The sequence below is a fragment of the Gemmatimonadota bacterium genome (assembly GCA_041390105.1).
In the GTDB taxonomy this organism is placed as follows: Bacteria; Gemmatimonadota; Gemmatimonadetes; order Longimicrobiales; family Gaopeijiaceae; genus JAGQIF01.
Map to the genome: position 1 here is coordinate 1,265,633 of JAWKQO010000001.1, position 25,278 is coordinate 1,290,910.

Consider the following 25,278-nt stretch of genomic DNA (forward strand, 5'->3'; position numbering starts at 1 on the left):
TCCTCTTCAGTGCGCTCCTGGCCTCCGGTCCGCCACGACCCGGTTCCGGATGACGCCCACACCTTCGACCTCGACCTCGATCACGTCGCCCGGTTTCACTGCCTGCGTGCTTCCCGGCGTGCCTGTGAAGATCAGGTCCCCCGGTTCCAGCGTGACATAGCGGCTGACGTAACTCACGATGGTCGGCACGTCGAAGATCAGGTCGACGGTTCGCTGATGTTGCCGCACCTCTCCGTTCACGCGCGTCTCCACCAACAGGTCGTCGTAGTTCAAGCCCGTGACCAACATCGGGCCCACGGGACCGAACCCGTCCGAGGCCTTCGCCCGCAGCCACTGGAGGTCGTTGGCCTGCCAGTCGCGCTCGCTGACGTCGTTTCCTGCCATCGCCCCCAGGATGTGTTCGTAGGCGTCCTCAGGAGCGATGTGGCTGGCCCGCTTGCCGATGACCAGCACCATCTCCCCTTCGTAGTGCAGGTTGCCGGCATCGGCCGGGTAGACGATGTCCGCGCTGGGCCCGCTGATCGAGCTGGGGTACTTGGCGAAAAGCCCTGGATAGGTGGCTCCAGGGCGCTCGCCCAGATGGCTCTTGTAGTTGAGCCCCACGGCGATGACCTTGCCGGGCACCACCGGCGCCAGCAGCTGCACCTCAGAGAGGGCGTGCGAGCGTCCCGTTCGCCGCGGGTTGGAAAAGTAGTCCCCGGAGAGCTCCTGGACGCGGTCGCCTTCGACGATGCCGTAGGCCACGCCGGCCGAAGTTTCGAAGCGCACATAGCGCGTGACCGCCTGCGCACGGAGCACGAGGGGCATCGCCAGGGCCAGTAGCGCGGTACCCAGCAACGGAACAGCTCTCGGAACGAGCGACATCGGGGCCTCTCGGGTCAGGGTGGCGACTGCGTCATGGTGCGACTCCGTTCCAACTCCGTCCAGAGGGGCGCCATGGGGTCTGCCACGCGCAGGCCCTCCACGAGTACGGACCGGGCGGCAACGGGATCCCCGGTCTGGAGCAACACCCGGCTCGCCACCACGTAGCCGTGCGGGCTCCCCGGGTATACCTCCACCGCACGGCTCGCCAACTCCCGAGCCCGCTCCACATTGCCCACCAGGGCCTCGAACTGCGCGGCCTCCGTCAGCAGCGAGAAATGCCTGGGAACGAGACGGAGCGCCCGCTCGAAGTCTGCGCGCGCGTCCTCGGTCCGCCCCTGCTCCATCGCTCGCAGGGCATGGGCCCGTAGGACGAGGTGGGATTCGGGATGAGATGCCTCGAGGCTCGCCATGACTGCCGCGCTGTCCCTCCACACGGGCACCCGCCACGTGGAGCGCAGCGCCAGGAGCGCAGCAACGACCAACACACCGGCCACGAAGGCGCGGACGGGAGCGCGTGCGGGAAACCAGGATCCGAACGCCGCGACCGCACAGGCCAGCCCCACGGACGGGAGGTAGAGCGTCCGCTCCGCAAGGAGCACCCCGGCGGGGACCAACAGGTTGGAGACGGGGAGGAGCACCACCACGATCCAGGCCAGCCCGAGGCTTGCCAACGGTGCCCGGATCCGCAGGCTCCACGCGCCGCCCACCAAGGCCACCAGCAGGAGTGTGCCCAGCGCCACCAGGGCATCGAGACCCCCCGCCGGAAAGCGCACCGCCGGGCCGTAGTCTGCCACGAGATCGATGGGCAGGATCAGCAGACGTGCGTAGTCCAACCAGACCCCCAGGCCGGTCCAGACGCGAGCTGCGGTGGGCAACCCGAGAAGCTCCGGCGCCGGAACCTCACCTCGGAGCGATCCCACGACCTGGAGGCGAAGCGACAACATCCAAAGGAGCACGGCCGAGAGCAGAGCGACGGCCGGCACCGCGCGGACCAGCGAGCGACGCTCGATCAGCGTGATCAGAACGACGAGGGCGGGCAGGGTGACAGCGATCTCCTTGGCGCCCAGGCCGAGCGCGTAGCTCGCGCCCACCCCGAGCAGAAGCAGCACGCGCTCCCCCACGCGCTCGGACGCGAGCCAACGCTGGTAGAGAAGGCATCCGGTCAGCACGAAGAAGCCCGCGAGGAGCTCGGTCTGGCCAACGACATTGGCGACCGCTTCCACGTGCACCGGGTGCGCCGCGAAGACCGCCGCACCGGCCCAGGCGGCCCATCTCGGGGCCCAGGCCCGCAGCAGTCCGAACAGCAGCAGCACCACCCCGACGTGCAGCAGCAGGGAAACTGCGTGGAACAGCAGGGGGCGTTCCCCCCAGAGGGCCCATTGGAGGGCCAGAGCCGCAGAGGCGACGGGCCGGTAGAGTCCGCTCCCACTGAACGTGAACGCGTCCGGCCACCAGGGCGCGCGCAACGCAGCCACCCATTCCCCAGCCTGGACACGCGGATTCGAGAGCACGATGAAGGCGTCGTCCCAGGCAAACCCGTTGGCGAGCGCTCCCAGGTAGGGGACCAGGGCCAGCAGCAGCAGTGAGGGAACCGCGAGGCGGTCCCATCCGGTCAGGGGCGATCTCGAGGACTGGACTACCAACGATCTCTCGCGCTGGAGGGGGCGCACGGGAGAGCGCGCGCCGAACGGGCGGATGGGACCGCGCAAGCTAGCGACTGCCCGACGAGGGGTCGATGAGGACCGGCGCCGGGCCTCCGGCCGACCCTCCGGGGTCGCTTTTCCAGCAGGGCCGGGTCCGGTACCTTTCGGCCCCCATGAACCCACGTGTCGCCGAGAGCCCCGCCGAACCCGAGACCGCCGCGCCGCCGGCCTGGAGCACGGCACGGGCCGAGGAACTGTACCGCCTTCACCTCTGGGGGAAGGGCTACGTCGGGATCTCTGCGCGCGGCACCGTCGAGGTGTATCCGGACAAGGACCCCGCCCGCTCCATCGATCTGCACGAGATCGTGCTCGGGCTCGAGGAGCGCGGGTTCGAGCCTCCGCTGCTCATTCGCCTCTCCGATCTGCTCGACCACCGACTGCGCGAGCTGCGCAGTGCCTTCGACGACGCGATCCGCCAGGTCGAGTATTCGGGGCAATACACCTGCGTCTACCCGATCAAGGTCAACCAGCAGCGACATATCTGTGAGGAGATCCGCGACCTGGGCTCCGAGCTGGGCTTCGGCCTGGAGGCGGGCTCGATCCCGGAGCTGCTGGCGGTATTGGCACTCACCAGCGGGCACGAGCAGATGCCCATCATCTGCAACGGCTTCAAGGATCACGAATTCATCGAAATGGTGATCCTCGCCACGAAGCTGGGCCGCAGGATCGTCCCAGTGGTGGAGCGCTTTCACGAGCTCGAGCTGATCATGCGCTACGCTCGCCGCTACCAGGTGCGGCCGCGCATCGGAATGCGGGTCAAGCTGTCGGCCAAGGGCGTGGGGCGCTGGGAGCACTCGGCCGGAGTGCGGGGCAAGTTCGGACTCTCGGTGAGCGAGATCCTGCGGGGGATCGAGAAGCTTCGCGAGCACGACCTCCTCGATTGTCTCGAGTTGCTGCACTGCCACATCGGATCCCAGGTCTTCGACATCCGCAGTATCAAGAACGCCGTGAGCGAGCTGGCCCACGTCTACTGCGGCATGGTCAAGCAAGGCGCGCCCATGGGGTACCTCGACCTGGGCGGCGGCATGGGAGTCGACTACGACGGGTCACAATCCGCCAGTGAATCGTCCATCAACTACACCGTGCAGGAGTACGCCACGGACGTGGTCTATCGCGTCCAGAACGTGTGCGACGACGCCGGGGTACCGCATCCCCACCTCATCACGGAGTCGGGTCGCGCCCTCACGGCGTACTCCAGCGTCCTGGTGTGCGACGTGCTCGGCGCCCGGCGTATGGACGCGCGCATCGACCTCGACACCATCCAGGCCCTGGTCCGGAGCGAAGGCGACGAGGTTCCCCAGCCGCTGTTGGATCTGCTGGACGTGTACGAGAGGGTCAGCAGCGGAGGCCTGGTCGAGCTCTACCACGATGCGACCCACGCGCGGGAAGAGGCGATGACCCTCTTCGGGTTGGGCTACACCAGCCTTCCCGTGCGCGCCGCCACCGAGGAGTTGTTCTGGGCCATCGGCCGGATCCTGCTGGACCGTGCCGGTGAGGACCTGCCGGACGAGCTGTCCGACCTGCCCGCGCTGCTCGGAGACATCTACTTCTGCAACTTCTCCATCTTCCAGTCCGTCCCGGACTCGTGGGGGATCGATCAACTGTTTCCGATCGTCCCTCTGCATCGGCTGGATGAGGAGCCCACCCGGCGTGGCGTCCTCGCGGATCTGACGTGCGACTCGGACGGAAAGATCGACCGGTTCGTCGACCCCTACGAGGAGAAGCGCACCCTGGAGTTGCACGAGCTGCGCGAGGTTCCGTCCAATGGGAACGGGCTGCCCGACACCGAGCCCTACTATCTGGGGATCTTCCTCGTCGGTGCCTACCAGGAGATCCTGGGCGACCTGCACAATCTCCTCGGCGATACCCACGCCGTGCACGTTCGCCTGGATGGGGACGGGGAACCGGTGATCGAGGAGATCGTGGAGGGGGACACGGTCGAAGAGGTGCTCCGCTACGTGCAGTACGACCCTCCCCAGATGAAGCAGGCCCTGCGCAAGGACGTGGAGCGCGCCATTCGGGACCGACGCCTCACCGTGCAGGAGGGACGGCAGTTCCTGTCGGCCTACGACGCCGGCCTCGAGGGTTATACCTACCTGGAGACGGACGACGAATAGGGCCTCGGCCCCGCGGCGCCCCCCTCCTCGCCCGACTCTTGCGAAGCACCTCGGTCCCCGCCAGATTCGCCTGGTTGAAAACGATTCTCAAACCCCGGTAGGATCCCAGCCGCTGGGAGCCTGGGCGCCACGATGAAGCGACGCCTCCCCACGACCACCGTTCCTTCGGTCGCCGGTCTCCGGAATGGAGAGACCGCGGAGTTGTCGCGCCTCAACGTGGATCCCGAGGCGGCGATCCGCTTGATGGAGCTGGGGCTGATCCCGGGGTGCCGGATCCTGATGGAACGACGGGCGCCCGGGGGCGCCTGTGTCTGTCGGGTGGACGGATGTCTCCTGGCCCTGCGCCGCGAGACGGCCGAGCGGCTCGAGGTGGCTCCGGCCGTTTGACCCGCAGTCCATGAACCAACCCCCCGGGGGGACGCCGGTCTCCACGCTCGCTCCTCCGGCGTCGATCCAACCCCTGGTGGCGCTGGTCGGCCCTCCCAACGCCGGCAAGTCGACGCTCTTCAACCAGCTCACCGGCCTGCGCCAGAAGGTGGCCAACTACCCGGGGGTGACGGTGGAGCGCCGGGTGGGCGAGGCCCGTCTCCCGACCGGGGCCCGTGTGGAGCTCGTCGACCTTCCCGGCATCTACGGCTTCAGCGCTGGCAGCCTGGACGAACGCATTGCGCGCGACGCCCTGTCCGGCACGCTCCCCGGCCTACGTAAGCCCGACGCCCTCATTCTGATCCTGGACGTCACGCAACTGGCACGTCATCTCGTGCTGGCGTCGTCGGTGCTCGAGCTGCTGGACATCCCGGCCATGGTCGTGCTGAACATGGCGGACGAGTTGGAGCGGGGTCGAGGCGAGATCGACACCGCCGCACTCGAAGAGCGCCTCGAGGTACCGGTCGCCCTGGCCTCCGCGCACCGAAGGCAGGGGCTCGAGCCGGTGCAGGTCTTTCTCGAATGCGTCGCCGCTGGTCAGGGGGTGCGCATCCCGGGGTCGCGGGCACCGGAGACCCGGACCCGTCGCCTGCCGGTGATCCAGTCGGTGCCGGAGCGGCGCGCCTGGGCCCACTCGGTGGGCGACGGAGCGCGCTACCGGGCCCCCGCCACGCCGGCATGGACCCGCAGGCTCGACGCACTGCTCCTGCACCCGGTACTGGGGCCCTTGGCCTTTCTGGCCATGGTCGTGTTGGTGTTCCAATCGATCTTCACGGTGGCCCAGCCGCTCATGGACGGCGTCGAGGGGGTCATCGCGGCCAGCGGGGAATGGGTGGCCACACGCCTGCCCGACACCTGGCTACGCGATCTGGTCATCGACGGCCTGTGGCTCGGTGTGGGCTCCGTCGTGGTCTTCCTGCCCCAGATCCTGATCCTGTTCCTGTTCATCGGGCTGCTGGAGGACTCTGGCTACATGGCCCGCGCCGCCCTCATGGCGGACCGGTTCATGCGACGGATCGGGCTGCAGGGAAAGTCGTTCCTCCCGCTGATGTCCTCTTACGCGTGCGCGGTGCCGGCCATCATGTCGGCGCGCACCATCGACAACGAGCGCGACCGCCTGGCCACGGTGTTCGTAGCGCCCTTCATGACGTGCTCGGCCCGTCTGCCGGTCTACGCGCTTCTGATCGCGGCCTTCATTCCGGAGCGCCGACTCCTCGGGCCTCTGCTGGGGACTCGCGCTGCCACGCTTCTCTTCCTCTACGCGCTGGGGTTGGCCGCCGCCATCGTGACGGCCTGGCTGCTCAAATCCACGGTACTCAAGGGAAGCTCATCGGAGTTCGCGCTCGAGCTTCCGCCCTATCGGGTTCCCACGCTGCGCTCGCTGGTGGTCCGCCTGGTGGACCGCTCCAAGGTCTTCCTGAAACGGGCCGGCACCATCATCCTCGCCACGTCGGTCCTCCTGTGGGCGCTGACCCGCATTCCGGTCGCGCCGGGTGGGGGTGTCCCCCCCCTCGACGAGTCGGCGCTGGGCCGCATGGGGCAGCTGGTCGAGCCCGCGGTCGCACCCTTGGGCTTCGACTGGAAGGTGGCCGTGGGCATCGTATCGTCGCTGGCGGCCCGCGAAGTGATCGTGGGCACGTTGGGCACGCTCTACGGGGTCGAAGACGCCACTGAGGACTCGCTCCAGTTGCAGAGCGCCCTACAGCAGGACCTCACGTTGGGCGGAGCGGTGGCGCTACTGATCTTCTATGTGTTCGCGTTGCAGTGCATGTCCACGGTCGCCGTCATGCGCCGAGAGACCGGAGGTTGGAAGTGGCCAACCATCCAGTGGGCCTACATGCTGGTGTTGGCCTGGGTGGGGGCGTGGCTCGCCTACCGCCTGCTTTGACCTCGTGCAGCCATCGCCACAGTCCGCGGCTCAGAAGAGGGTGAACTGGCGGGCGTACTTGACGATCAACCCGCGGGTGATCGGCTCACCCAGATTGAACAACCGCTCCGAATTGCGCGCATCGTTGAACACGACGTAGAGGCCCGTGCCCGCGGTGCTCAGCCAGGCGAACCGCACGTTGGCAGACCAGGCCTCCGCCTGGTTCGAGTACTGCATCAAGGACTGCACGAAGACGCGGGGGGTGAAGAAGTACGCGAGTCGGAGCCCCAGCAGCGTGGTATCGAAGGTCCCTTCCGGTAGATCGATGGTGTTGTAGTCGATCAACAGCGAAGACGAGAGCGTCTCGCCCTGCCGATAGGTGAACGTCACGTTCCCACCGTACTTGGTTCCCGTGTAGAATTCGCCGAATTCGGCCTTGCCCAGGAACGAGAGCGGCCTGCTGGGATCCGAGCCGTAGTCCCAGGCATGCGTGAGGCTCTGGTAGCTCCCCGTGGGAATGACGATGTCGGGCGCGATCTCGAAGGGCGCTTTGAGGCCTTCCTGCGTCACGTTGATCTCTGGCCCGAAGCGGCCCCCGCCCTCCGACTTCAGTTCCCAATCGAAATGGAAGTAGCCGCTCTCCAGGAAGCCGTCGAAGGCCCAGTACTTGCGCACGGTGAAGTGCGGGTTGGACTCGCGTAGCCATGAGATGTTGGGGAAGCGGATGATCCGTTCCTGATTGACTTCGATGTGGCGGTATCCGACCCGATCCACGAAGCCCACCTCGGGGTTGAAGGCTTCGCCCACCTGGATGAAACGGATCCGACCCGGCCACACCCGGCTGTCGTGCGTCAGGAGCATGCTGCCCGCTGCTTCCCGTCCCGCCGAACCAGGGGTATCCGTGAGGCCGAGCCAGCCGTCCAGGGTCCAGGCATCGCCGAGTCCGAGGCGTCCATCGAAGCCGTAGGTGCGGTTGTAGTCGCTGCCGTCCTGCGTGGCTCGGCGTTGCACGACCAGCGCACCCACTCTGGAGCGACTCGGCAGCTCTCGCGTCATCCGTGCCACCGAGAACGAGTTGGCTTGCACCAGATCCTGCACGTCGTCCGTGAAGATCTGCATCAATCCGACGCCCAGACCCGCGACCTTCCCGCTCACGCGGCCGCCTCCCAGGATGGGCACCGGGGTGCCGTCCTCGATCCCGATCCGGCGGGTGAAGAAGAGGTCCACGGCCTGGGGGGTACCGGCGCTGAACAGCCCCGCGTTCTCCAGGAAGAACGGCCGTTTTTCGGGAAAGAACAGCGGGAAGCGCGTCAGGTTGGTGCGCTGTTCGTCCACCTCGACCTGAGCGAAGTCGGTGTTCGCCGTAAGGTCCAACGTCAGGGAGCCGAAGGTGAGTTTGGCGTCCCCGCCGATCTCCTTCGGAACTTTGGTCTGAGCGGGAACACTGGCGTAGCTGCGCTCCCTTCCGCTGAGGGCAAAGGGCGTCACGGTTCCGGAGCGCTGGGACGGCACCTCGAGACCCTCGAGGTCACCTGCCTGGGAGAGCCGCATGAGGTTGAATTGGCGGGACACCGGCGACCAGAACGACTCCTCGTTCCGCCGGCGGATGCGACGGACCAGGTTGACGCCCCACACCTGCCGACGTCCCGAGCCGTACCGCAGCGTGGAGAAGGGGATGCGCATCTCGGCGTACCACCCCTCCCCGTCGCGTGAGGCCGCCACGTTCCAACTCGCGTCCCAGTTGACGTTCAGTCCACCCATGGCCCCCGCCTGCTGCCGATTCTGGCCGCGGATGAAGACGCCGCCCCCCTGCCCCTCCTTGGCGACCTGCGCGTCGTACTCGATGCCGGCGGGCGTGGTGGAGAAGATGAAGCCGTTCTGTCGGTCCCGATACGTATCCAGGATGATTCCGAAGTAGTCTCCACGCTCGAGGTCGGCGTCGCGGATCCGTTCACCCAACACGATCTCATCGGGAGAGCGATCGTACATCCAGGCGGCCACGTAGAGCGCCTCGCCATCGATGAGCAATCGAACTTCGGTGCGCTCCGAGACCGCTGCACCCTCGACCGGCTCCCGTTGGACGAATCCATCGATCAGGGGCGCTGCGCTCCACGCGGCGTCGTCCAGGTGTCCGTCGATCACCGGCGCCTGATCGGTGCGCACGACCGCGGCGACGCGTGGGCCCTGCTCGCGTTGGGGGCCCCGAGGGCCGCGTTGCTGCGCGAGCAGAGGGGTCCCCCAGATCAGAGGCACCAGGGCCGCCAGCATGGCACAGCGTCGCATCATCGAACCCACGGCTCCAACCATCGGGGAATCCGGCTTCCGGCTTGGGGACGCCGGAGGATACACGGCCTCGCGCGGGTGGTACAGACCCCGGGCCGGCCACCCGTGACTCGCTCCTGGAGCGCGGCCGTGACAACTTCGACGCCGGGGATCGTCAAGGGAGGGTGCATCACATGAACATGGGTTGGATCGCGTTCGGACTGCTGGCAGCGCTGGGAGGCGCGGGAGTGGCCCTGTTCGGGAAGGTGGGGCTTCAAGACCTCGACCCACTGCGGGCGACGCTGCTGCGTTCGGTGGTGATGACCCTGACAATCGCGCTGGTGGTGTGGCTGCGCAGGACTCCCTCCCAACCCGTGGGTGGACGGGCCTGGATCTTCATCCTACTGGCGGGTGGATCGGGCGCCCTCTCCTGGCTGGCTTATTTCGCGGGGCTGCGCCTGGCGCCGGTCGCCCAACTGGCGGCGCTCGATCGGGCGAGCCTCCTGTTCATCTTTCTGTTCGGCATCCTGTTCCTGGGTGAGCGCTACGGGTGGAGGGGATGGGTCGGCATCTCACTGGTCACAGCAGGGATGATCCTGCTGGTGACGGACCGTCCGCTGCAGTCCACGCCGAGCCGAGACGCTGCTGTCGCGGGTGCGTCCGCCTTGGACGGGGACGGCCCCGAGCCACTCAGCGCACCTCGAACCGGTGGCCCGCCTTGAGCACCCAGCGGACGCTGCGCACCTGAGCGATATCCCGGAGCGGGTCGCCATCCAGGATCACCAGATCCGCGACCCGACCCGGCTCCACCCGCCCGAGCTCGTTGCCCTGTCCGAGCGCCGCCGCGGCATCGGCGGTGGCGGCACGAAGTGCCTCTGCGGGCGTGAAGCCCGCTTGCGCGACCAGCAGCGCCAGTTCGGCGGGCAGGTTGGCGCGCCGGGTCTCCCGGTCTACCATGCGATCGGTCCCCGCCACGACGCGCACCCCCAACTCGCGCGCCCTGCGCGTCACGCCCGCCGCGAAGGGCTGCAGTCGCGCGAACGGCCCTCCCGCGCTGCCCACCAGCAGCGTGGGCTCGAAGATCGTGCCGCGGCTGGCCATCTCCGCGAGGACGCGCTCCACCGCAGGTGCACCCGGATCCGGGACCGGCCCGCTGGCCGCCGCGAGGGCAGCGCGGCCCGCGGCGTAGCCCAGCGGGACCACCTCTTCCACCTCCCAGACCAGGTAGTAGGCGTGCGAGACCACGTCGGCCCCCGAGCGAACGACCTCCAGCGGACGCCCGGGATAGGTCACGGAGTGGCTCCAGACGGCCAGCCCCGCTTCATGGGCCGCCGCAACGAGAGGGGCCAGCTCTCCTCCCAGGAGATCGGCGTAGAGCTTGAGCCCGGTCGCTCCGGTGGAGCGCGCCCGGCGCATCACGGCCGGCAGATCGGACTCCATCGTCACGGATTGCATCCACGGCACTTCTCCCGCAACGCCGCCCCGTGCCGATGCCTGCGGGCGCGGGTCGTCGAAGAAAGTGGGGCCGGCCACCAGGGCGGCATAGGTGATGCGCGGCGCCGCCACGGTCGAGTCGGCGGCCCAGGCGGCCAGCTCCAGCAGCGTACGCGCATCTCCAGCCATGTCGCGCACGGACGTGACGCCACTCCTGAAGGCCCATTCCAGGCGCGCGCGTGCGTCGCGGTCCTCCCCAGCGGGATCCGTAGCGACGTGCACGTGCGTGTCGATCAGACCGGGGATGACGAAGCGACCTTCGAGGTCGAAGGCATCTGCCGCCGCCACGGCGCCCGAGTCGACCGAGACGATCCGTCCGTCTTCGATGCGGATGGAGCGGTTGGGCAGGAGGCGCCCCTCGACGACGTCGACCACGGTCGCGTGGGTAAGCACCCACGCGCTCGGACCCACGGTGGGAGCGGCCTGCGCGGTGCAGCCCGCTGCGGCCACCGAGGCAATCAAGAATCGTCTCATGCAGCACTGCGCGAGGGTTCTCGGGGACCGGCGGTCACCCCTTCGCCTCATGATAGCGCAGGAAGGGGCTCCGTTCGATCGCTGTGGGCGCACGCCGCTCGGCGGATCTGGCCCGCGTGTGGGACCGGCTCGACAGGGGTGGCCCCTGGCACCCCTCCTGCTCCGCCAACGGGGAAGCTGACGGCCACAGGAACCGACCGACCTGGAACGCTGCGCGGTGTCCCTTCCCACTCCTCCCACGCGACCACAGCGCTGGGGCCTGGCATGCCTGGCCTTGGCGGCGATGGCGCACCTCGCCGGCTGCGACACGGCCGCCCCTCCCGAGCCCGTGGGCTCGGTGGATGTGCTGGGCCTGCCGGAGACGGTTCTCGTGGCGGACGTGCTGACGTTCGAGCTGGTGGCCCGGGGGCTGGACGGGCTCCCCGTGGGCGGAGCGGAGCTCGAACTGACCGCCGACGGCGGCAGCGTGGATCCTGCGAGGACTCGTACCGACCCCAATGGGCGGGCGCAGGTCCGCTGGGCCCTCGCTGGGTCCGCCGGCCTCCAGTCGCTCGGGATCGCTGCGAACGGAAGCCCCTTCCGCGTCGAGATCCAGGCGCTGGCAGGGCCTGTGGATCACCTCATCGCGGCGTCCGGGGATCAGCAGAAGGCACCCGCAGCCACCGAGCTCGCGGAGCCGCTCGTGGTCCGCGCCGAGGACGCCTATGGGAACCCGGTCGCAGACGTCGCCGTGCACTTCGAGGCGGTCGGCGCACCGTCAGATCCTCAGCCGGCCCAGGTCACGACGTCCACGGATGGGACCGCGGCCACGCGTGTCACGGTGGGGTCGGCGGCCGGCCAGGCGGTGGTGCGTGCCAGCGCGGCGGCCCTGTCCGCGGTCGAATTCACAGCCACCATCACCGCTGGACCGCCGGCCTCGGTGGTCGTCACGCAAGGAGCCGCACAGACTGCGCCGGTCACGACCACCCTCCCTACGCCGGTGTCCTTCGAGCTGAAGGACTCGTTCGGCAATCCCGTCGCGGACCACGCAGTGCGCTTCCTTCCGAGCGGAGGCGGGAGCGCCAGTCCCGCCAGCGCGCGCACGGCGGCGGATGGTCGTGTTTCGACCCAGTGGACACTCGGGCCCGGCGCGGGCACCCAATCGTTGACCCTCGGACTCGAAGGCATCGCGGCGCCAGCCCCAGTAGGGGCCATCGCAACGCCTGGTCCGGCCACGCAGCTTGTCCGCATCGCCGGCGACGCTCAGGAGGGGGCCACCGGTACGCCCTTGGCTCAACCGCTGGTGGTCGAGGTGCAGGACGCCTGGGGCAACGCCGTGTCCGCCGCCAGCGTGGCCTTCACGACCCTTTCCGGCGGCGGGACCCTGCACCCGGCGTCCGTCGTCAGCGACGGTTCAGGGCGTGCGTCGTCCGTCTTCACCCTCGGCACGGGGATCGGGGACCATCGGGCGTCGGCCACACTCGGGACGCTGGCCTCGGTGGAGTTCTCTGCGGTGGCCCGCAGTGGCCCACCGGCCGTGCTCTCGAAGACGCTCGGAGAGGGGCAGAGTGGCACGGTAGCCGAGCCTCTCGGCGACTCGCCCACCGTGCACGTGACCGACGCATTCGCCAACCCGGTTTCGGGCGCCACGGTGACCTTCGCTGTGCTCGCCGGCGGCGGCGCCCTCGATCAAAGCACGGCCGTCACCGACTCCAGCGGCACCGCCTCTGCAGGAGCGTGGACGTTGGGGACCACGGCCGGCCTGCAGCGGATCCAGGCCACGGTGCCCGGTGTTGCCCCGGTGATCTTCGACGCTACGGCGTTGCCAGGACCCGCCGCGCAACTCGTGGTCCATGCCGGTGACGGCCAATCGGCAACCGTCGGCACCCCCGTGGCCACGGATCCCGCGGTTCGCGTGAGCGATGCCTTCGGCAACGGCCTGAGTGGGACCCAGGTCACCTTCGCGGTAACCGCGGGAGGTGGCTCGGTGAGCGGCGGGCTCGCCAGCACCGACGCCAGTGGCGTGGCTCGCGTGGGCAGCTGGACCCTGGGAGCCGCTCCCGGTGGCAACCAATTGGACGCTTCGGCCGTTGGGCTCGGCGCCGTCACGTTCAGCGCGACCGCGGTCGCGGCACCGCCTCCTCCGTCCGGCGGATTCACGCTCACGCTGCAGATCCTGGGATCGCCCGCTGCAGGCGTGGTGAGCGCCATCAACGGCGCCGCGTCCCGCTGGCAGTCCGCGATCACGGGGGACCTACCCGACATCAACCTGAACATCCCCGCTGGAGCGTGCGGGGTCGGCCACGCGGCTGTGAGCGGCACGGTCGACGACGTGATCATGTTCGTAGAGATCGTCACGATCGATGGCGCAGGGGGCACACTCGGGAGCGCCGGGCCCTGCGTCACCCGTTCGGGCGGCCTCCCGGTGCTGGGCGCCATCCGCCTGGACGTGGCTGACGTCACCACGCTGCTCGGCAACGGCCATCTGACCGAGGTGTTGGTGCACGAGATGGGACACGTGCTGGGCCTCGGCACCTTCTGGGTCTCCCGCGGACATGTTTCGGGCGCAGGAGGAGCGGATCCGCTCTACACATCGCCGAGCGGAGTGGCGCAGTACCAGGCCTTGGGCGGGACCTACCCGGGAGGCGTGCCGGTCGAGAACACGGGCGGCTCGGGGACGCGGGATGCCCACTGGCGCGAGGCCAATCTGGGCACCGAGATCATGACCGGCTGGATCAACTACGGCTCAGCGAACCCCCTGAGCCGCATCACGATCGGTGCTCTGGCCGACCTTGGGTACGTCGTCGACCTGGGCGCCGCTGATGCGTTTGCCGCCAGCGCTCCCGCCACCGCGTCGGGGGCCAGCCCGGGCGGCGTGCTACGCCTGGTGGAGACGCCGCCGCCGCCGCCGCTCGTTCTCCCCCACTGAGTCGCTTCGCCCTCGAGCGACCGACGTCGCAGAGTGCGCTTCCTCCGAGCAGGCGCAGGCGGCAACGCAAAGGGCCCGCCGCCCCCCGGGGGACAGCGAGCCCTCGCTCCCCGGCGACGACCGGGTCAGAACACGACCACGCCACGCATCAGCCGCACTCCGAATAGCCGCAGACGTAGCACTTCACGCAGCCCTCTTCATAGGCCAACTGGCTCGCCGAGCACGACGGGCAACTCCCTAGGAACGCCTTCTCGGTTCCGTGGGAGGCGGGCTGCGGCGCCGTCGCCTGCGGACGGGTCGCCGCAGAGGTCGGGCTCGGAACGGCGGGAAGAGGAAGCAGCTCCTCCTGCACGCCCTCCTTCTCCTCCAGATAGCGCTCGATGGCCTGCGCGATGGCGTCAGGTGCGGAGAGCACCTTGTTGGGCCCGATGCCCACCGCGCGATCGCAGGAGATGCCGCGAAGCTGATCGCGCACTGCAGGGATCGGGATTCCCGAGCGAAGCGCCAACGAGATCAGACGACCGATCGCCTCGGAATCGGCCATCGCCGCTCCGCCCGCCTTGCCCAGTGTGCAGAACACCTCGAAGGGCCGCCCGCTCTCGTCCTCGTTGATCGTGACGTAGAGGTCTCCGAGGGGCGAGTTCATCTTTACCGTTCGTCCTCTCAGGAGCGAAGGCCGCTGCCGCTTGTGGCGACTGGCGCGCGCGACCTCGTCGCGCTCCTCCTGCTCCGAGCGGTACTGCTCGAGCTGCACGTGCAACCGATGGTTCTCTTCACGGGCATCCGCCAAGGCGTGCTCGAGCGCCATCAGCGCCTCGTCCGACACTTCGGCGGCAGGCTGCTCCTCGGTCTTGCCGGTCTTGCCTGTGGAGAGCACCTGCATGGGGCGGGACCCGTCGCGATAGACCGTCACGCCCTTGCAGTTCAGATCGTACGCCAACTCGTAGATCTCGCGGACGTCCTCCTCCGTAGCCTCGAACGCGAAGTTCGTGGTCTTGGAGATGGCCGAATCCGTGTGCTCCTGGAACGCGGCCTGCATGCGCACATGCCACTCCGGCGTGATGTCGTGTGCCGTCACGAAGACGCGTTGCACGTCCTCGGGCACCTCCGGGAAGTGGATGTGCCCCTCGGAAGCGATCCTCTCCATCAGGTCGTCCGAGTGCCAACCTTGTTCCTTGGCCAGGGCGACGAAGTCTTCGTTGACGTCCGGCATCATCACCCCGGCCTGGTTCCGCATGAACGCGACGGCGAACAGGGGTTCGATGCCACCAGAGCAGCCGGCGAAGATCGAGATGGTGCCCGTGGGCGCGACGGTGGTCAGGTTGCAGTTGCGCAGGCGGCGCATGGGACGAACTCGGGTTCCGTCGTCCCGGGTGGCAGCGGTCTCGTCCGGGCCCCAGATCGAATCCGGCCATTCCGGGAAGACGCCGCGCGTGCGCGCCAGGCGCTCCGATGCGACACGGCTCTCCTCATTGATGAACGCCATGACGGTGCGACCGAGCTGCACTCCCTCGTCCGAGCTGTAGGACACGCCCAGGCGCACGAGCATATCCGCCCAACCCATGATGCCGAGCCCCACCCTGCGGATGCGCTGGGCGAGGTCGTGGATCTCCGGCAACGGGTAGTGGTTGGCGTCGATGACGTTGTCCAGGAAGTGGGTGGACAGGTGCACCACGCGCCGCAGGCCCTCCCAGTCGATCCGCTCCTCCGGCAAACCCGAGCGTGGCGCATCGCCGCGGACGAACTTGCCCACATTGATGCTACCCAGATTGCACACGTCGTAGGGCAGAAGCGGCTGCTCGCCGCAGGGGTTGGTCGCCTCGTAGCTACCGAGCGACGGTACGGGGTTGTACTCGTTCGCGCGGTCGATGAAGAACACGCCGGGCTCGCCGGTGCTCCAGGCACCGTGCACGATCATATCGAAGATCTGGCGCGCGTCCTCCTGACCGACGACCTCGCCGGTGCGGGGGCTCACCAGGTCGTAGGGTCGCCCGTGCTTCACCGCCTCCATGAACGCGTCGGTGATCGCTACCGAGATGTTGAAGTTGGTGATCTGCGAGGTGTCCTGCTTGCAGGTGATGAACTCGCGGATGTCGGGGTGATCGACGCGCAGGATGCCCATGTTGGCGCCGCGGCGTGTGCCTCCCTGCTTCACCACCTCCGTGCTGGCGTCGTAGAGCCGCATGAAGGAAACCGGCCCCGAGGCCACGCCCATGGTGGAGCGCACCGTGTCGCCGGTCGGCCGCAGACGGGAGAAGGCGAAGCCGGTGCCCCCGCCCGATTGATGGACCAGGGCCATCGCCGAGAGCGTGTCGTAGATGCCGTTCCTGTTGTTGGAGATGGCATCCTCGACCGGAAGCACGAAGCAGGCGGAGAGCTGGCCGAGAGGGCGCCCCGCATTCATCAACGTGGGCGAGTTGGGCTCGAAGGTCCCCGTGGTCATCAAGTCGTAGAACTGGCGGGCCAGTTCCTCGATGGCGGCGTCGGAGGCACCGTAGCGACGGTCTTCCTCGGCGATCACCCGGGCCACCCGCCAGAACATCGTCTCGGGCTCCTCGACGGCATTCCCCTGCTCGTCCTTCTTGAGGTAGCGCCTGGCGAGGACGATGCGCGCATTGTCACTCAGGCGCGCCGGCGGGAGGTCTTCGGGCAGGTGGTCGTCGAAGATCCACGGCTGCCGCGAAACCCGGGGTGAGTTCATGGCTTCGGTCTCCAAGAGGTTGTGGAAAAGAGTGTCGATTTCGTCTGGAAAACCGTGGCCCCGGCGTGGAAAACCGATGGGGGCCGCCTCACTCCGCCTCAGTCCTGTGGAAACCCGGGGACCGAACAACGAGATGTAGAGGGACGCGGAGAATAAGGGCCCTATATGTGGTAGTCAAGCCGATGGGGCGACCCTCCAACACGAGGTGTTGAATCCTGGCCTCATCCATGCACAGTAGCCCCCTGGGAGGGCTCCATCCGCCGCCAGGAGGAGTCCCCCCGGGGCCAACGAGGACCCCGCCCGGACTCGAGCGACAGGTCTTGTGAGGATGCGCTGGACGAGAAAGATCTTCGACGTCGGGCTGCCGATCACGGGCATGGTGCTCGTGTTCCTGGCCGCGTTGTGGGTCCAGGACCTACAGCTCAGGGTCATTCTGATCCTGATCGGCCTGCTGCTGATCTGGGTGGGCGTGTGGAAGCTGGCCAACCCGCTCTATCCCAACGAGCGCCGCTTCCACGACCTGCGGCTCGAGGTGGATCGTTTCATCGCACTGGTGCGGGACCTCAACCAGGCCGCTTTGCAGCAACGCGTGGGCACCGCGCAGGACAGCAGCGACCGCTACGACTCCATCCTCTCGGCCATGCGACGCTCGGTGGACCGTATGGCCGCCCTGGCCGGACGGGAACACGCCGAGCGGGAACTCGAGACCGACCCCGATACGGTCCGGCCCTTCCAGTCGTCGACCAGCTTCTGAGAGACGACCCCCGCGCTGCGCGCGCGGAGACCGTTCAAAACGCCGTACCGACTCGCACGTACATCCGGGCGCCGTCCCCCTCCACCAGTGGAACGCCCACCCCGCTTCGGATCCGCAACGTGGAGTCCCACAGCGGTAGCCAGTCCGAGACGAGCTCGACCCCGGTAGAATAGAGCGTGGCCTGGCGCGGGTTCGCGAACGGCGCTTCGGAGGGGCCCCACGCGTTTCCAGCATCGAAGAAAAGCGATGCGCTCACCCGGTCCAGGAACAGCGGCCAGGCGCCCAGTCCGCGCCGCACCTCGACGAGCGGCACTCGATACTCGAGAGACGTGCTCCAAGCACGGCTTCCCGTACGAACGCCCGCAGCGTATCCGCGTAGCGGAAAGAGTCGTGGTCGGCCGCCGAAGAGCTCGAACCCACTGACAGACTCCAGCGTCCCTGCTGCATCACCGACGTCGAAGTGCCCGTCGTCCGCTCCCGGGCCGTCCGCCCAACCGCCGGCGGCCTGAACCGCGAGCACGTGGTTCCCCCACCCCGGCGCCCGCAGCCCCTTGTACGCGCGCATCCGCCCGATCAACTCGTCGAAGCTCCCGTCCACGCCCGGCTGGTCGCTCAGCGAGTCTGCGAGTGACGTCGCCTGTCGCCGCCGCGCACGCACCAGGCCCGTAACGCCCTCTTCTGCGCTGGGAGAGAACGCGAACCCACGCGCGGTGGACGCGACCAGCGTCGCGCTACCTTCGAGGAAGGTCTGCTCCGGCGAGCGTAGCCGGAACTCCTCGGTGGGCTCCAACGACTCGTTCAGGAGTACGCGCTGCTGCTGTACCCAGCCGGCACTCAGCGTCAGCGCTCGCACGGAGCGCCACCGTCGCTGCTCGATCTCGGCTGAGACGTCCGCCCGACGCTCACGCTCCACGGTAAACAACGTGGCCCGGGTCGAGTCGCTCCTGAGCGCGGACAACCGGCCGGCGTCGTACGTCTGGCTGACGCCCAGGCCGAGCACCGGCACCCCCAATCCGCGGAAGCTGTAGGTGAAGGCTCCTTCCCAGCGACTCTCCTGCGTCTGCAGTCGGGCCGCGGCAGCCCAGGAGTGCCGCCCGACCACGTCGCCCCCCCCCGTTTGCACCCCGTAGCCCGCACCCAATGCGCGAGTGCCACCCAGGGTCAGCGGTGCGCCGTACCATGGCTCCCAGTAGTGGGGCCAGGCGCTGGACAGCGCGCGATAGGGTCCCACGGGTTCGGCTGCGTGATCCCCGTACGCCTGGGCGGCCGCCCGCCCGTCGCCGTAGCGCACCCCCAGGGAAGCCAGGGAAGCATCCTCGGGTGCGAACGCCGTCCGTTCGATTCGCCAACCGTCGGCGTGGTAGGCGGACACGTACAACCATTGGCCATCCGGAGCCAGGCCCGGGTACCGGAACCCACCCGCCGTATGCGTCATCCGCAGGGGAGACCCCACCTGTCCCGTCGCGGGATCGAAGGTCGCCGCGACGATGTTGGGAATGCCCGTCCGGTCGCTCGCCCACACCAGCCAGCGACCATCCGCGCTCCAGGTGGGTGCGTCGTCGCGGGCACGATCGTTGGTCGCCTCGGCCACCACGCGCCCGTCGCCATCCATGACCACCACGTCGAGGCGGGCACCGGGCAGCCAACGACCTGCGGCCAGCCAGCGACCATCGGGAGAGAAGCGTGGCTCGGTCCAGAGCTCGTCCGGCCCGGCGGCCGAGAGTGGGGTGACCGTGCCGGTGCTACGGTCCACCCGTACCAGCCGGTTGCCCCCTTCCCCCTCCTGCACCGCAACGATGGTGCGGCCATCGGGATGCACGGTCGGATGGCTGAGGCGTGCCCCGTGCGTGATCCGGCGGACCCGGCGGTCCTGGCTCACCTCGTACAGGTCGGCCCGGATGCGGTACGGATCGACGTACTCGAGCTGCGAGAAGACAACGGCCCCGTCCGGAGCCCATGACAGCGTGGCGATCCCGTTGGTCCGCGTGAGGGACTCCTCAGACCCCCGCTCGAGATCGACGCGGCGAAGCTGCGAATCGCTACGCCCGTCGGAGCGCGCATACACCAGCCAGCGTCCGTCGGGAGACACTCTCGGGGAGTAGGATTGCCGCCGGCTCTCGCCCACCGCCTCCATCTCGCTGAAGGGGCCCTCGGCGCGCAGGCGCTCGACCAGCGACTCCGCCTCCGAGCGGGTCGTATCCCGCCACTCCTGCCAGACTTGGGCGAGAGGCGCGTCGAAGGCGCTGCTCCCGGCTGCGTTCAGCCGGAAGGGAATGACCTGTCGGGCGGCAGCCTCCACGAACTCGGGGATCGCCTCCGCGCCATAGCGCTCCACAACGTGATCGAAGAACCGCGACCCGTAGACGTAGGGGCGGTCGCCGCCGGGCCAATTGGGGGAGGTCCCCGAGGCGCGGTCCAACGACTCCAACGCACCCTCCAACGCCGCCACGCGGATGAGCATCTCGTGCTCCGTCCCGTGCACACGCCCGGCGTCCGTCAGCGTGGACTCATAGAGCGTGGGGATCCCTTCGATGACCCACTGGGGTTGGGAGCGTCCCGGGAAGAACGGCCACGCTCCCGGATAGCGGCCGACCACCGACCGCAGGAGGCGCCCGAGCCAACCGGCCCGATCGAGATGGAAGACGTGCGCGAGCTCGTGAGCGATGACCAGCTCCATCCAGTCGTCGAAGTACTGGAGCGTCTCGACGTCGACCGGCGGTCGGGCGTAGATCGTGATTCGCTTCCAGGGAGTGACGTTGGCGAAGCCGTTGGAGATGTCGACGTGATCCGTCACCACCAGATCGGTCCGCCCTTCCGGCGCCCACCCCAGGAGGCCCGTCAGGCCGAGCTGAGCACGCTCGGCGCGGTCGGCCGCTCGGCGCGCAAGGGCTTCGAGCGGGGCTGGGAAGCTGACCCGGAAGTGCGGGGTGTCGATCGATCTCCAGGGCTCGTCCGGTGCCTGGCCCAGCAGCAGACGCGGACCACACAGCACCAACGTGGCCAAACCGCACAAGCCCACCCCCACCCGCTGGGCCCGCAGCGAGCGCCGCGGGGTCGCACCGGACCGCCTTGTCAAACGGGCGACGCTACGCGAGGCTAGGCCGTCGCCCGCCCGGAGACCGATGTCCGATTCCATCTGGTTTCGCCTTGGCTATGCCCTGGAGCGCGCCCGCGGAAGCGGACCGCCTCGTCGCCTGCGCGCGCTCACGGAGCGAGACGAGCGTAGGTCCCCGCAAGCTAGACGGCCGAGGGACCAGGCGGGAGGCGGCGAAACCGCGGCGTGGGCCAGGGATCTCGGGCTGGAGCTGCTGGCACGGGCCGGAGCGGATCGCAGGCGCCCGGATCTGCGCGCGGCGCTGGCCGGTGCGCTGGCGGCCGGAACCGCCCAGGTCGTGCGTGCTCTGATGGTCGGTGATCCGCTCGACGGCGATGAGCTGAAGGACGACGCGTTGCGGGGAGCGGCCGTCGGGATGATCTACGGGGCCTTCATCGATCCCTGGTTGCCCGGCCCGCTCTGGGTCCGAGGCGGCATCCTCGGACTCGCCAGCTACACCACGCGTCCCCTGGGCGGGCTGACGCGCGTGCTGGGTCCCCTGAGCCCCCATCGACGCCTCCCCGTCGGCGCCGCGCTCTTCGACGTGGACCGGCCCGAGCCCGACACGATCTGGGAGCACGTGCTCTTCGGCGTCGCGCTCGCCGCGTTCTATCGATCGAGCCGCGACAGGAGCGGGATCTCCAGCGAGGAGTGAGGGGGCACCGTCGGTGCGTCCGGCCGGCGATAGTCGGCCGGACAGAGCCGTACCGTCAGGTTGGTGACGCCCTCTTGCGTCTGGACGGTCCCCGGGCGCCCTCGGCGCTCGACGGGTTGCACTCCCAGCAGCTGGGTCTGGATGCCCTGCTGATCTCCGCCGAAGCCGACCAGCGCGCAAAACGCTCCCGGGCGCTGGTGAACCGACGGGATCATGTACAGACCACCGAGGTTGTCGAGGTAGTCGATCAGCGCATAGCGGGCCCCGGCCGCGTCCGCAGCGGCCAACAGCGTATCCGCCGACTCGACCAGCGGATAGGTGCGTGACTTGATTTCGCTCAACACGTAGAAGATGCGCGGCTTGCGGGTCAACACCACCGACCCCTCCGGCAGTCCCACCGACGCCCAGCGGGCCGCCGTCACGAATTCGCGCATGCGCGGTTGATAGCACCCATAGGCTCCGCCTTCCGCGACGCGGTCCCGACACAGCTCCGCCTGCGCCACGTAGGTACGCCACGCCTGCTGGGCGGGCACCCACAGCAGGAAGACCGCAAGCGCGCCCACCAGGAGCGGGGCGTATTCGTTCAGGCGGCGGGCGCCGTCGGACAGCAGCTCGGCCGCATAGAAGAGCACGAGCGCGAACAGCGGCAAGGCAAAGCGGTCCCCGGACCACACGACGGGCCACAGGAGGATCAGGCCCAGGTACAGCGGGGCGAACAGCTCCGCCACTCCGGGCCGTCGCACCCTCCTTCCCCATCCCGCCAGGGCGAGCAGCGTGAGCACCCCACCCAGCAGGGTGGTGGTGGGTCCTCGCCGACCCACCAGCCCCGCAGGGATGGCGGATCCGAAATAGAGCTTGGTGTTCTCGATGATGCGGGTAAGCAGGTCCCCCACCCCGGCCCGTCCGAGAGAGGGATCGTAGGGGTTGACCATCCAGAACTCGGAGACGTAGCCCGGCGCTCCCGCCACGGCCGAGCGCACCATCCAGAGTGCGGCGGGGACGGCGAAGGCGGCCGCAAAGGCACCCAGTGCCCGCCAGCGCCGCCCCCAGGCCAACCAAAGCGCGATCGCCGCCACCAGCGGCAGGCCCGCGGACCGTGTGAAATAGGCGAGGATGGATGCTACGACCCCCAGCGCCATCCAGCGCCCGGACGGTCCTTCCGGCGGATCGGCGCCCTCCCCACCCGGCCCGGGGTCCAGCCCGCCCGCCGTCTCCCGACGTGGAGGCTCGAAGGCCGTCAGGCCCGCGAGCGTGAGCACCAGGAAGAGCGGGTCGGAAAGCACCCACTGACTGGAATAGACGAACGAATCGGACCAGGCCAGCACGAACGCCACGCCCAATCCCATCCACCAACTGCGCCGGCGCCACGCCCAGAGGTAGGCGAGCCCCACCGCCAACACCGTAAACACCGCGCTCGACGCCTTGAGCGCTGTCCAGGTGCGCGCGCCCAGCGCGATCATCCCCGCGAGCAGCAACGGGAAGCCGGGCGGATACTTCGTATGTGCCGGCTCGCCCGGCTCCCACAACTCTACGTAGGCGTGTCGGTCCAGGAGGGAATAGGCCAGAGCCACGTAGCCCGCGTTGTCCCCACCGGAGTGGGGCGACGGGTTGGCGGCCTTCACCACCAGCACGGCTTCGAGCAGCATGACCAGAGCGAGCCCGGCCCATCCGATCCAGGGTGGCAACGCGCGCATCAGGCGAGCCCCTTTCCGGGCGTGTACGACCCCAGGAGACGGGGACCGGCGGCGCCCGTCGCGCCCACCTCGTTGCCCGCCACCGCGTTCTGGAACGCCCAGGCCAGGAGTGCGAAGCCCACGGCTTCCCGCGCATCCACATCCATCCCGATCGCGCCTCCCCCGACCACCGGGACCGGCGCCAACTCGCTCGCGATCATGCCAGCCAACACGGGGTTCCGCGCTCCGCCTCCGACCAGCACCACGTCCGTCACGCCTCGCGGTAGCACCCAGCGGCGGTAGGCGTCGCCGATGCTCCTGGCCGTGAAGGCCGTGAGGGTCGCGATCAGATCCGCCCAGCCCTGCGCGTCTGCCGGTGCTCTGCGGTCCGCCAGGGCCCGGACGTAGGGCCTACCGAACACCTCGCGCCCCGTGGACCGGGGTGGCGGGGTCCGGAAGAATGGATGATCCATCAGTTCGCTCAACAGCTCCACATCGACGTGACCGGCTGCCGCGCGGCCGCCGTCGCGATCGTAGGTCTCGGCGCCCGAGGTGGCGAGCTCGACCGCGGCGTCGATGAGCGCGTTGGCGGGGCCGGTGTCGAAGGCCAGCAGCTCATGACGCGCCCCGCGCCGGGGCGGAACCCAGGTGACGTTGCCCATCCCCCCGAGGTTCTGCACCGCGCGGCCCTCGGTCGGATGTGCGAGGAGCAGTCGGTCGGCGAAGCATACCAGCGGCGCCCCGTGCCCCCCGGCCGCCACGTCGCGGGCCCGCAGGTCGGAGACGACGGGAATCCCCGTGCGCTCGGCGATGGTGGCGGGATCTCCCAACTGCAGGGTAGCCCCCCGTCGGCGTGCGCTCGGGGGCTCGTGCCAGAGCGTCTGCCCGTGCGAGCCGATCGCGGCCACTGCGCCCGGCGGGGTATCGGTCTCCGCGAGCAACTGCAAGGCGGCGTCGGCGAAGGCCTCGCCGAGGTCCGCGTGCACAAGGCACAGATCCCGAGCGCTGCCCGCCTCGATCAGCCCCGCCAGGCGAGCCCGCTCCTCACCGGTGAAGGGCCGCGAGCGGAAGGCGAGCAAGCTCCAGACGACGCCGTTCAAGGGGTCGCCTTCGATTTCCACGAGCGCCGCGTCGATTCCGTCGAGAGACGTGCCGCTCATCAGTCCCAGGTATTTCATGGCTGCGTCCCCGCTGCCCCGGCGCTCGCGCGGCTGATACTTCCCTGCGCCCCCTGCAGCCGACTCTCGGCCTCCTGGCGCGAGGTTCCCAGCCTGGCCATCACGATCGCCGTCTTGACGCGTCCGTCCGCATCCGACAGGAGCCGGCGGGCGACCTCGCGCTCCAGTCCCAACGTCGACATGAGGATCCGTTCCCCACGATCCTGGAGCTTCTGACAGGTGACCTGAAGGTCCACCATCAGATTGCCCCAGACCTTGCCCGCTCGGACCATGGCGGTCGTGGTGATCGTGTTGAGCACCAACTTGGTAGCCGTGCCCGCTTTCATCCGTGTGGATCCGGTCACGACCTCCGGGCCCACCAGGGCCGCGATCACCACGTCGTGCCTCTGGCGCAGCTCTTCACCGGGAGGGGTGCAGAGCAGGAACCCGGTGCGAGCTCCACGCTCCCGCGCCCGGGCCAGGGCGCCGTGGACGAACGGGGTCGTGCCCGAGGTGGCGATTCCAAGAACGAAGTCGGCCGGCCCCACCGCACGCTCGTCCATCGCCCGCGCCCCTTCCTCCGGATGGTCCTCGGCTCCTTCCTGGGCACGGACCAGCGCCTCGTAGCCGCCCGCGATCACGCCCTGGACGAGCGACGGGTCGGTGCCATAGGTCGGTGGCATCTCCGCAGCGTCCAGCACCCCCAAACGTCCGGAGGTACCCGCTCCCACGTAGAGGAGACGCCCTCCCCGTCGAAAGGCGTCGAGCGCCAGGTCCGCCGCCCGTGCGATCGCCTCCCGCTCCTTCCCGACCGCCTCGGCCACGGTGCGGTCCTCGGCGTTGATGAGGTCCACGATCGCGAGCGTGTCCAGCTCGTCGAGATGAGCGGATGCGGGGTTCTGCTTTTCGGTGAGGCGTTCGTCGAGCATCGAGTCCAATCGGGTGAGGGCCCTGGGGCGGCTGCCCCGGCCTCCTGGGGAAGCTCTGCGCGCTGAGGCACTCCGCGTCGGGAAGCGCCCCAGCCCCCCTAGAGTAAAGGCAGGGGGGGACCGGGGCACGTCCCTGGCCCCGTCGCGTTGCGCAATGCCTCCGGCGCCCCCTATCTCCAGGCTCGATCCGATCGACCTGG

General features: G+C 68.9%; 16 protein-coding genes. 7 read left to right on the forward strand and 9 right to left on the reverse strand.

Going from position 1 to position 25,278, the window contains the following annotated elements; all coding sequences use genetic code 11:
• Nucleotides 1-6 precede the first annotated feature (6 nt).
• A complete protein-coding gene (locus R3E10_05730; protein ID MEZ4415233.1) occupies nucleotides 7-864 on the reverse strand; it encodes a fumarylacetoacetate hydrolase family protein in 858 nt (285 codons plus the stop codon).
• A 14-nt stretch (nucleotides 865-878) separates the two neighbouring features.
• On the reverse strand, nucleotides 879-2,507 hold the full coding sequence (locus R3E10_05735) for a tetratricopeptide repeat protein (GenBank protein ID MEZ4415234.1): 1,629 nt from the start codon (nucleotides 2,505-2,507) through the stop codon (nucleotides 879-881).
• Between the two features lie 173 nt (nucleotides 2,508-2,680).
• On the opposite strand from R3E10_05735, the gene speA reads away from it, so the two are divergent.
• The 3 genes from speA (at nucleotide 2,681) to feoB (ending at nucleotide 6,998) form a co-directional block, all read left to right on the forward strand.
• Entirely contained in the window at nucleotides 2,681-4,684 is a 2,004-nt protein-coding gene (gene speA / locus R3E10_05740; protein ID MEZ4415235.1) for a biosynthetic arginine decarboxylase, read from the forward strand.
• A 132-nt stretch (nucleotides 4,685-4,816) separates the two neighbouring features.
• The gene (locus R3E10_05745; GenBank protein ID MEZ4415236.1) at nucleotides 4,817-5,071 is read left to right on the forward strand and encodes a FeoA family protein; all 255 of its coding nucleotides are present in this window, start codon (nucleotides 4,817-4,819) and stop codon (nucleotides 5,069-5,071) included.
• Nucleotides 5,072-5,081: 10 nt separating this feature from the next.
• Nucleotides 5,082-6,998, forward strand: coding sequence for a ferrous iron transport protein B (gene feoB / locus R3E10_05750; protein MEZ4415237.1), 1,917 nt, complete (start codon nucleotides 5,082-5,084; stop codon nucleotides 6,996-6,998).
• Nucleotides 6,999-7,028: 30 nt separating this feature from the next.
• Here feoB and R3E10_05755 read toward each other — a convergent pair whose 3' ends face one another.
• Nucleotides 7,029-9,263, reverse strand: coding sequence for a DUF5916 domain-containing protein (locus R3E10_05755; GenBank protein MEZ4415238.1), 2,235 nt, complete (start codon nucleotides 9,261-9,263; stop codon nucleotides 7,029-7,031).
• A 170-nt stretch (nucleotides 9,264-9,433) separates the two neighbouring features.
• Between R3E10_05755 and R3E10_05760 the strand changes: the two genes are divergently transcribed.
• Nucleotides 9,434-9,961 (forward strand): EamA family transporter, encoded by a 528-nt coding sequence (locus R3E10_05760; GenBank protein ID MEZ4415239.1) that lies wholly within the window; start codon nucleotides 9,434-9,436, stop codon nucleotides 9,959-9,961.
• On the opposite strand, the gene R3E10_05765 is transcribed toward R3E10_05760, so the two are convergent.
• Nucleotides 9,930-11,207 carry an amidohydrolase family protein gene (locus R3E10_05765; protein ID MEZ4415240.1) on the reverse strand — a complete coding sequence of 426 codons (1,278 nt, stop codon included), beginning with the start codon at nucleotides 11,205-11,207 and terminating at the stop codon, nucleotides 9,930-9,932. The two genes, R3E10_05760 and R3E10_05765, sit on opposite strands and share 32 nt — an antisense overlap.
• Nucleotides 11,208-11,424: 217 nt before the next feature.
• Between R3E10_05765 and R3E10_05770 the strand changes: the two genes are divergently transcribed.
• Nucleotides 11,425-14,115 carry a leishmanolysin-related zinc metalloendopeptidase gene (locus R3E10_05770; GenBank protein MEZ4415241.1) on the forward strand — a complete coding sequence of 897 codons (2,691 nt, stop codon included), beginning with the start codon at nucleotides 11,425-11,427 and terminating at the stop codon, nucleotides 14,113-14,115.
• A gap of 148 nt (nucleotides 14,116-14,263) precedes the next feature.
• Here R3E10_05770 and R3E10_05775 read toward each other — a convergent pair whose 3' ends face one another.
• A complete protein-coding gene (locus R3E10_05775) occupies nucleotides 14,264-16,816 on the reverse strand; it encodes a vitamin B12-dependent ribonucleotide reductase (GenBank protein MEZ4415242.1) in 2,553 nt (850 codons plus the stop codon).
• Between the two features lie 328 nt (nucleotides 16,817-17,144).
• Here R3E10_05775 and R3E10_05780 point away from each other — a divergent pair, with 328 nt between their 5' ends.
• The gene (locus R3E10_05780) at nucleotides 17,145-17,570 is read left to right on the forward strand and encodes a hypothetical protein (GenBank protein ID MEZ4415243.1); all 426 of its coding nucleotides are present in this window, start codon (nucleotides 17,145-17,147) and stop codon (nucleotides 17,568-17,570) included.
• Nucleotides 17,571-17,604: 34 nt separating this feature from the next.
• On the opposite strand, the gene R3E10_05785 is transcribed toward R3E10_05780, so the two are convergent.
• Nucleotides 17,605-20,583: a BamA/TamA family outer membrane protein gene (locus R3E10_05785; protein MEZ4415244.1), complete on the reverse strand. Its 2,979-nt coding sequence runs from the start codon at nucleotides 20,581-20,583 to the stop codon at nucleotides 17,605-17,607.
• Nucleotides 20,584-20,692: 109 nt separating this feature from the next.
• On the opposite strand from R3E10_05785, the gene R3E10_05790 reads away from it, so the two are divergent.
• On the forward strand, nucleotides 20,693-21,319 hold the full coding sequence (locus tag R3E10_05790) for a hypothetical protein (GenBank protein ID MEZ4415245.1): 627 nt from the start codon (nucleotides 20,693-20,695) through the stop codon (nucleotides 21,317-21,319).
• Here R3E10_05790 and R3E10_05795 read toward each other — a convergent pair.
• From R3E10_05795 to murQ, 3 genes are read right to left on the reverse strand one after another with little or no spacing between them, the layout of a single operon-like run.
• Entirely contained in the window at nucleotides 21,274-23,013 is a 1,740-nt protein-coding gene (locus R3E10_05795) for a hypothetical protein (GenBank protein MEZ4415246.1), read from the reverse strand. The two genes, R3E10_05790 and R3E10_05795, sit on opposite strands and share 46 nt — an antisense overlap.
• Complete coding sequence (locus tag R3E10_05800; GenBank protein MEZ4415247.1) at nucleotides 23,013-24,170, reverse strand: anhydro-N-acetylmuramic acid kinase; 1,158 nt, start codon at nucleotides 24,168-24,170, stop codon at nucleotides 23,013-23,015. Before R3E10_05800 ends, R3E10_05795 begins: the two co-directional genes overlap by 1 nt.
• Complete coding sequence (gene murQ / locus R3E10_05805; GenBank protein ID MEZ4415248.1) at nucleotides 24,167-25,078, reverse strand: N-acetylmuramic acid 6-phosphate etherase; 912 nt, start codon at nucleotides 25,076-25,078, stop codon at nucleotides 24,167-24,169. Before murQ ends, R3E10_05800 begins: the two co-directional genes overlap by 4 nt.
• Nucleotides 25,079-25,278 lie beyond the last annotated feature (200 nt).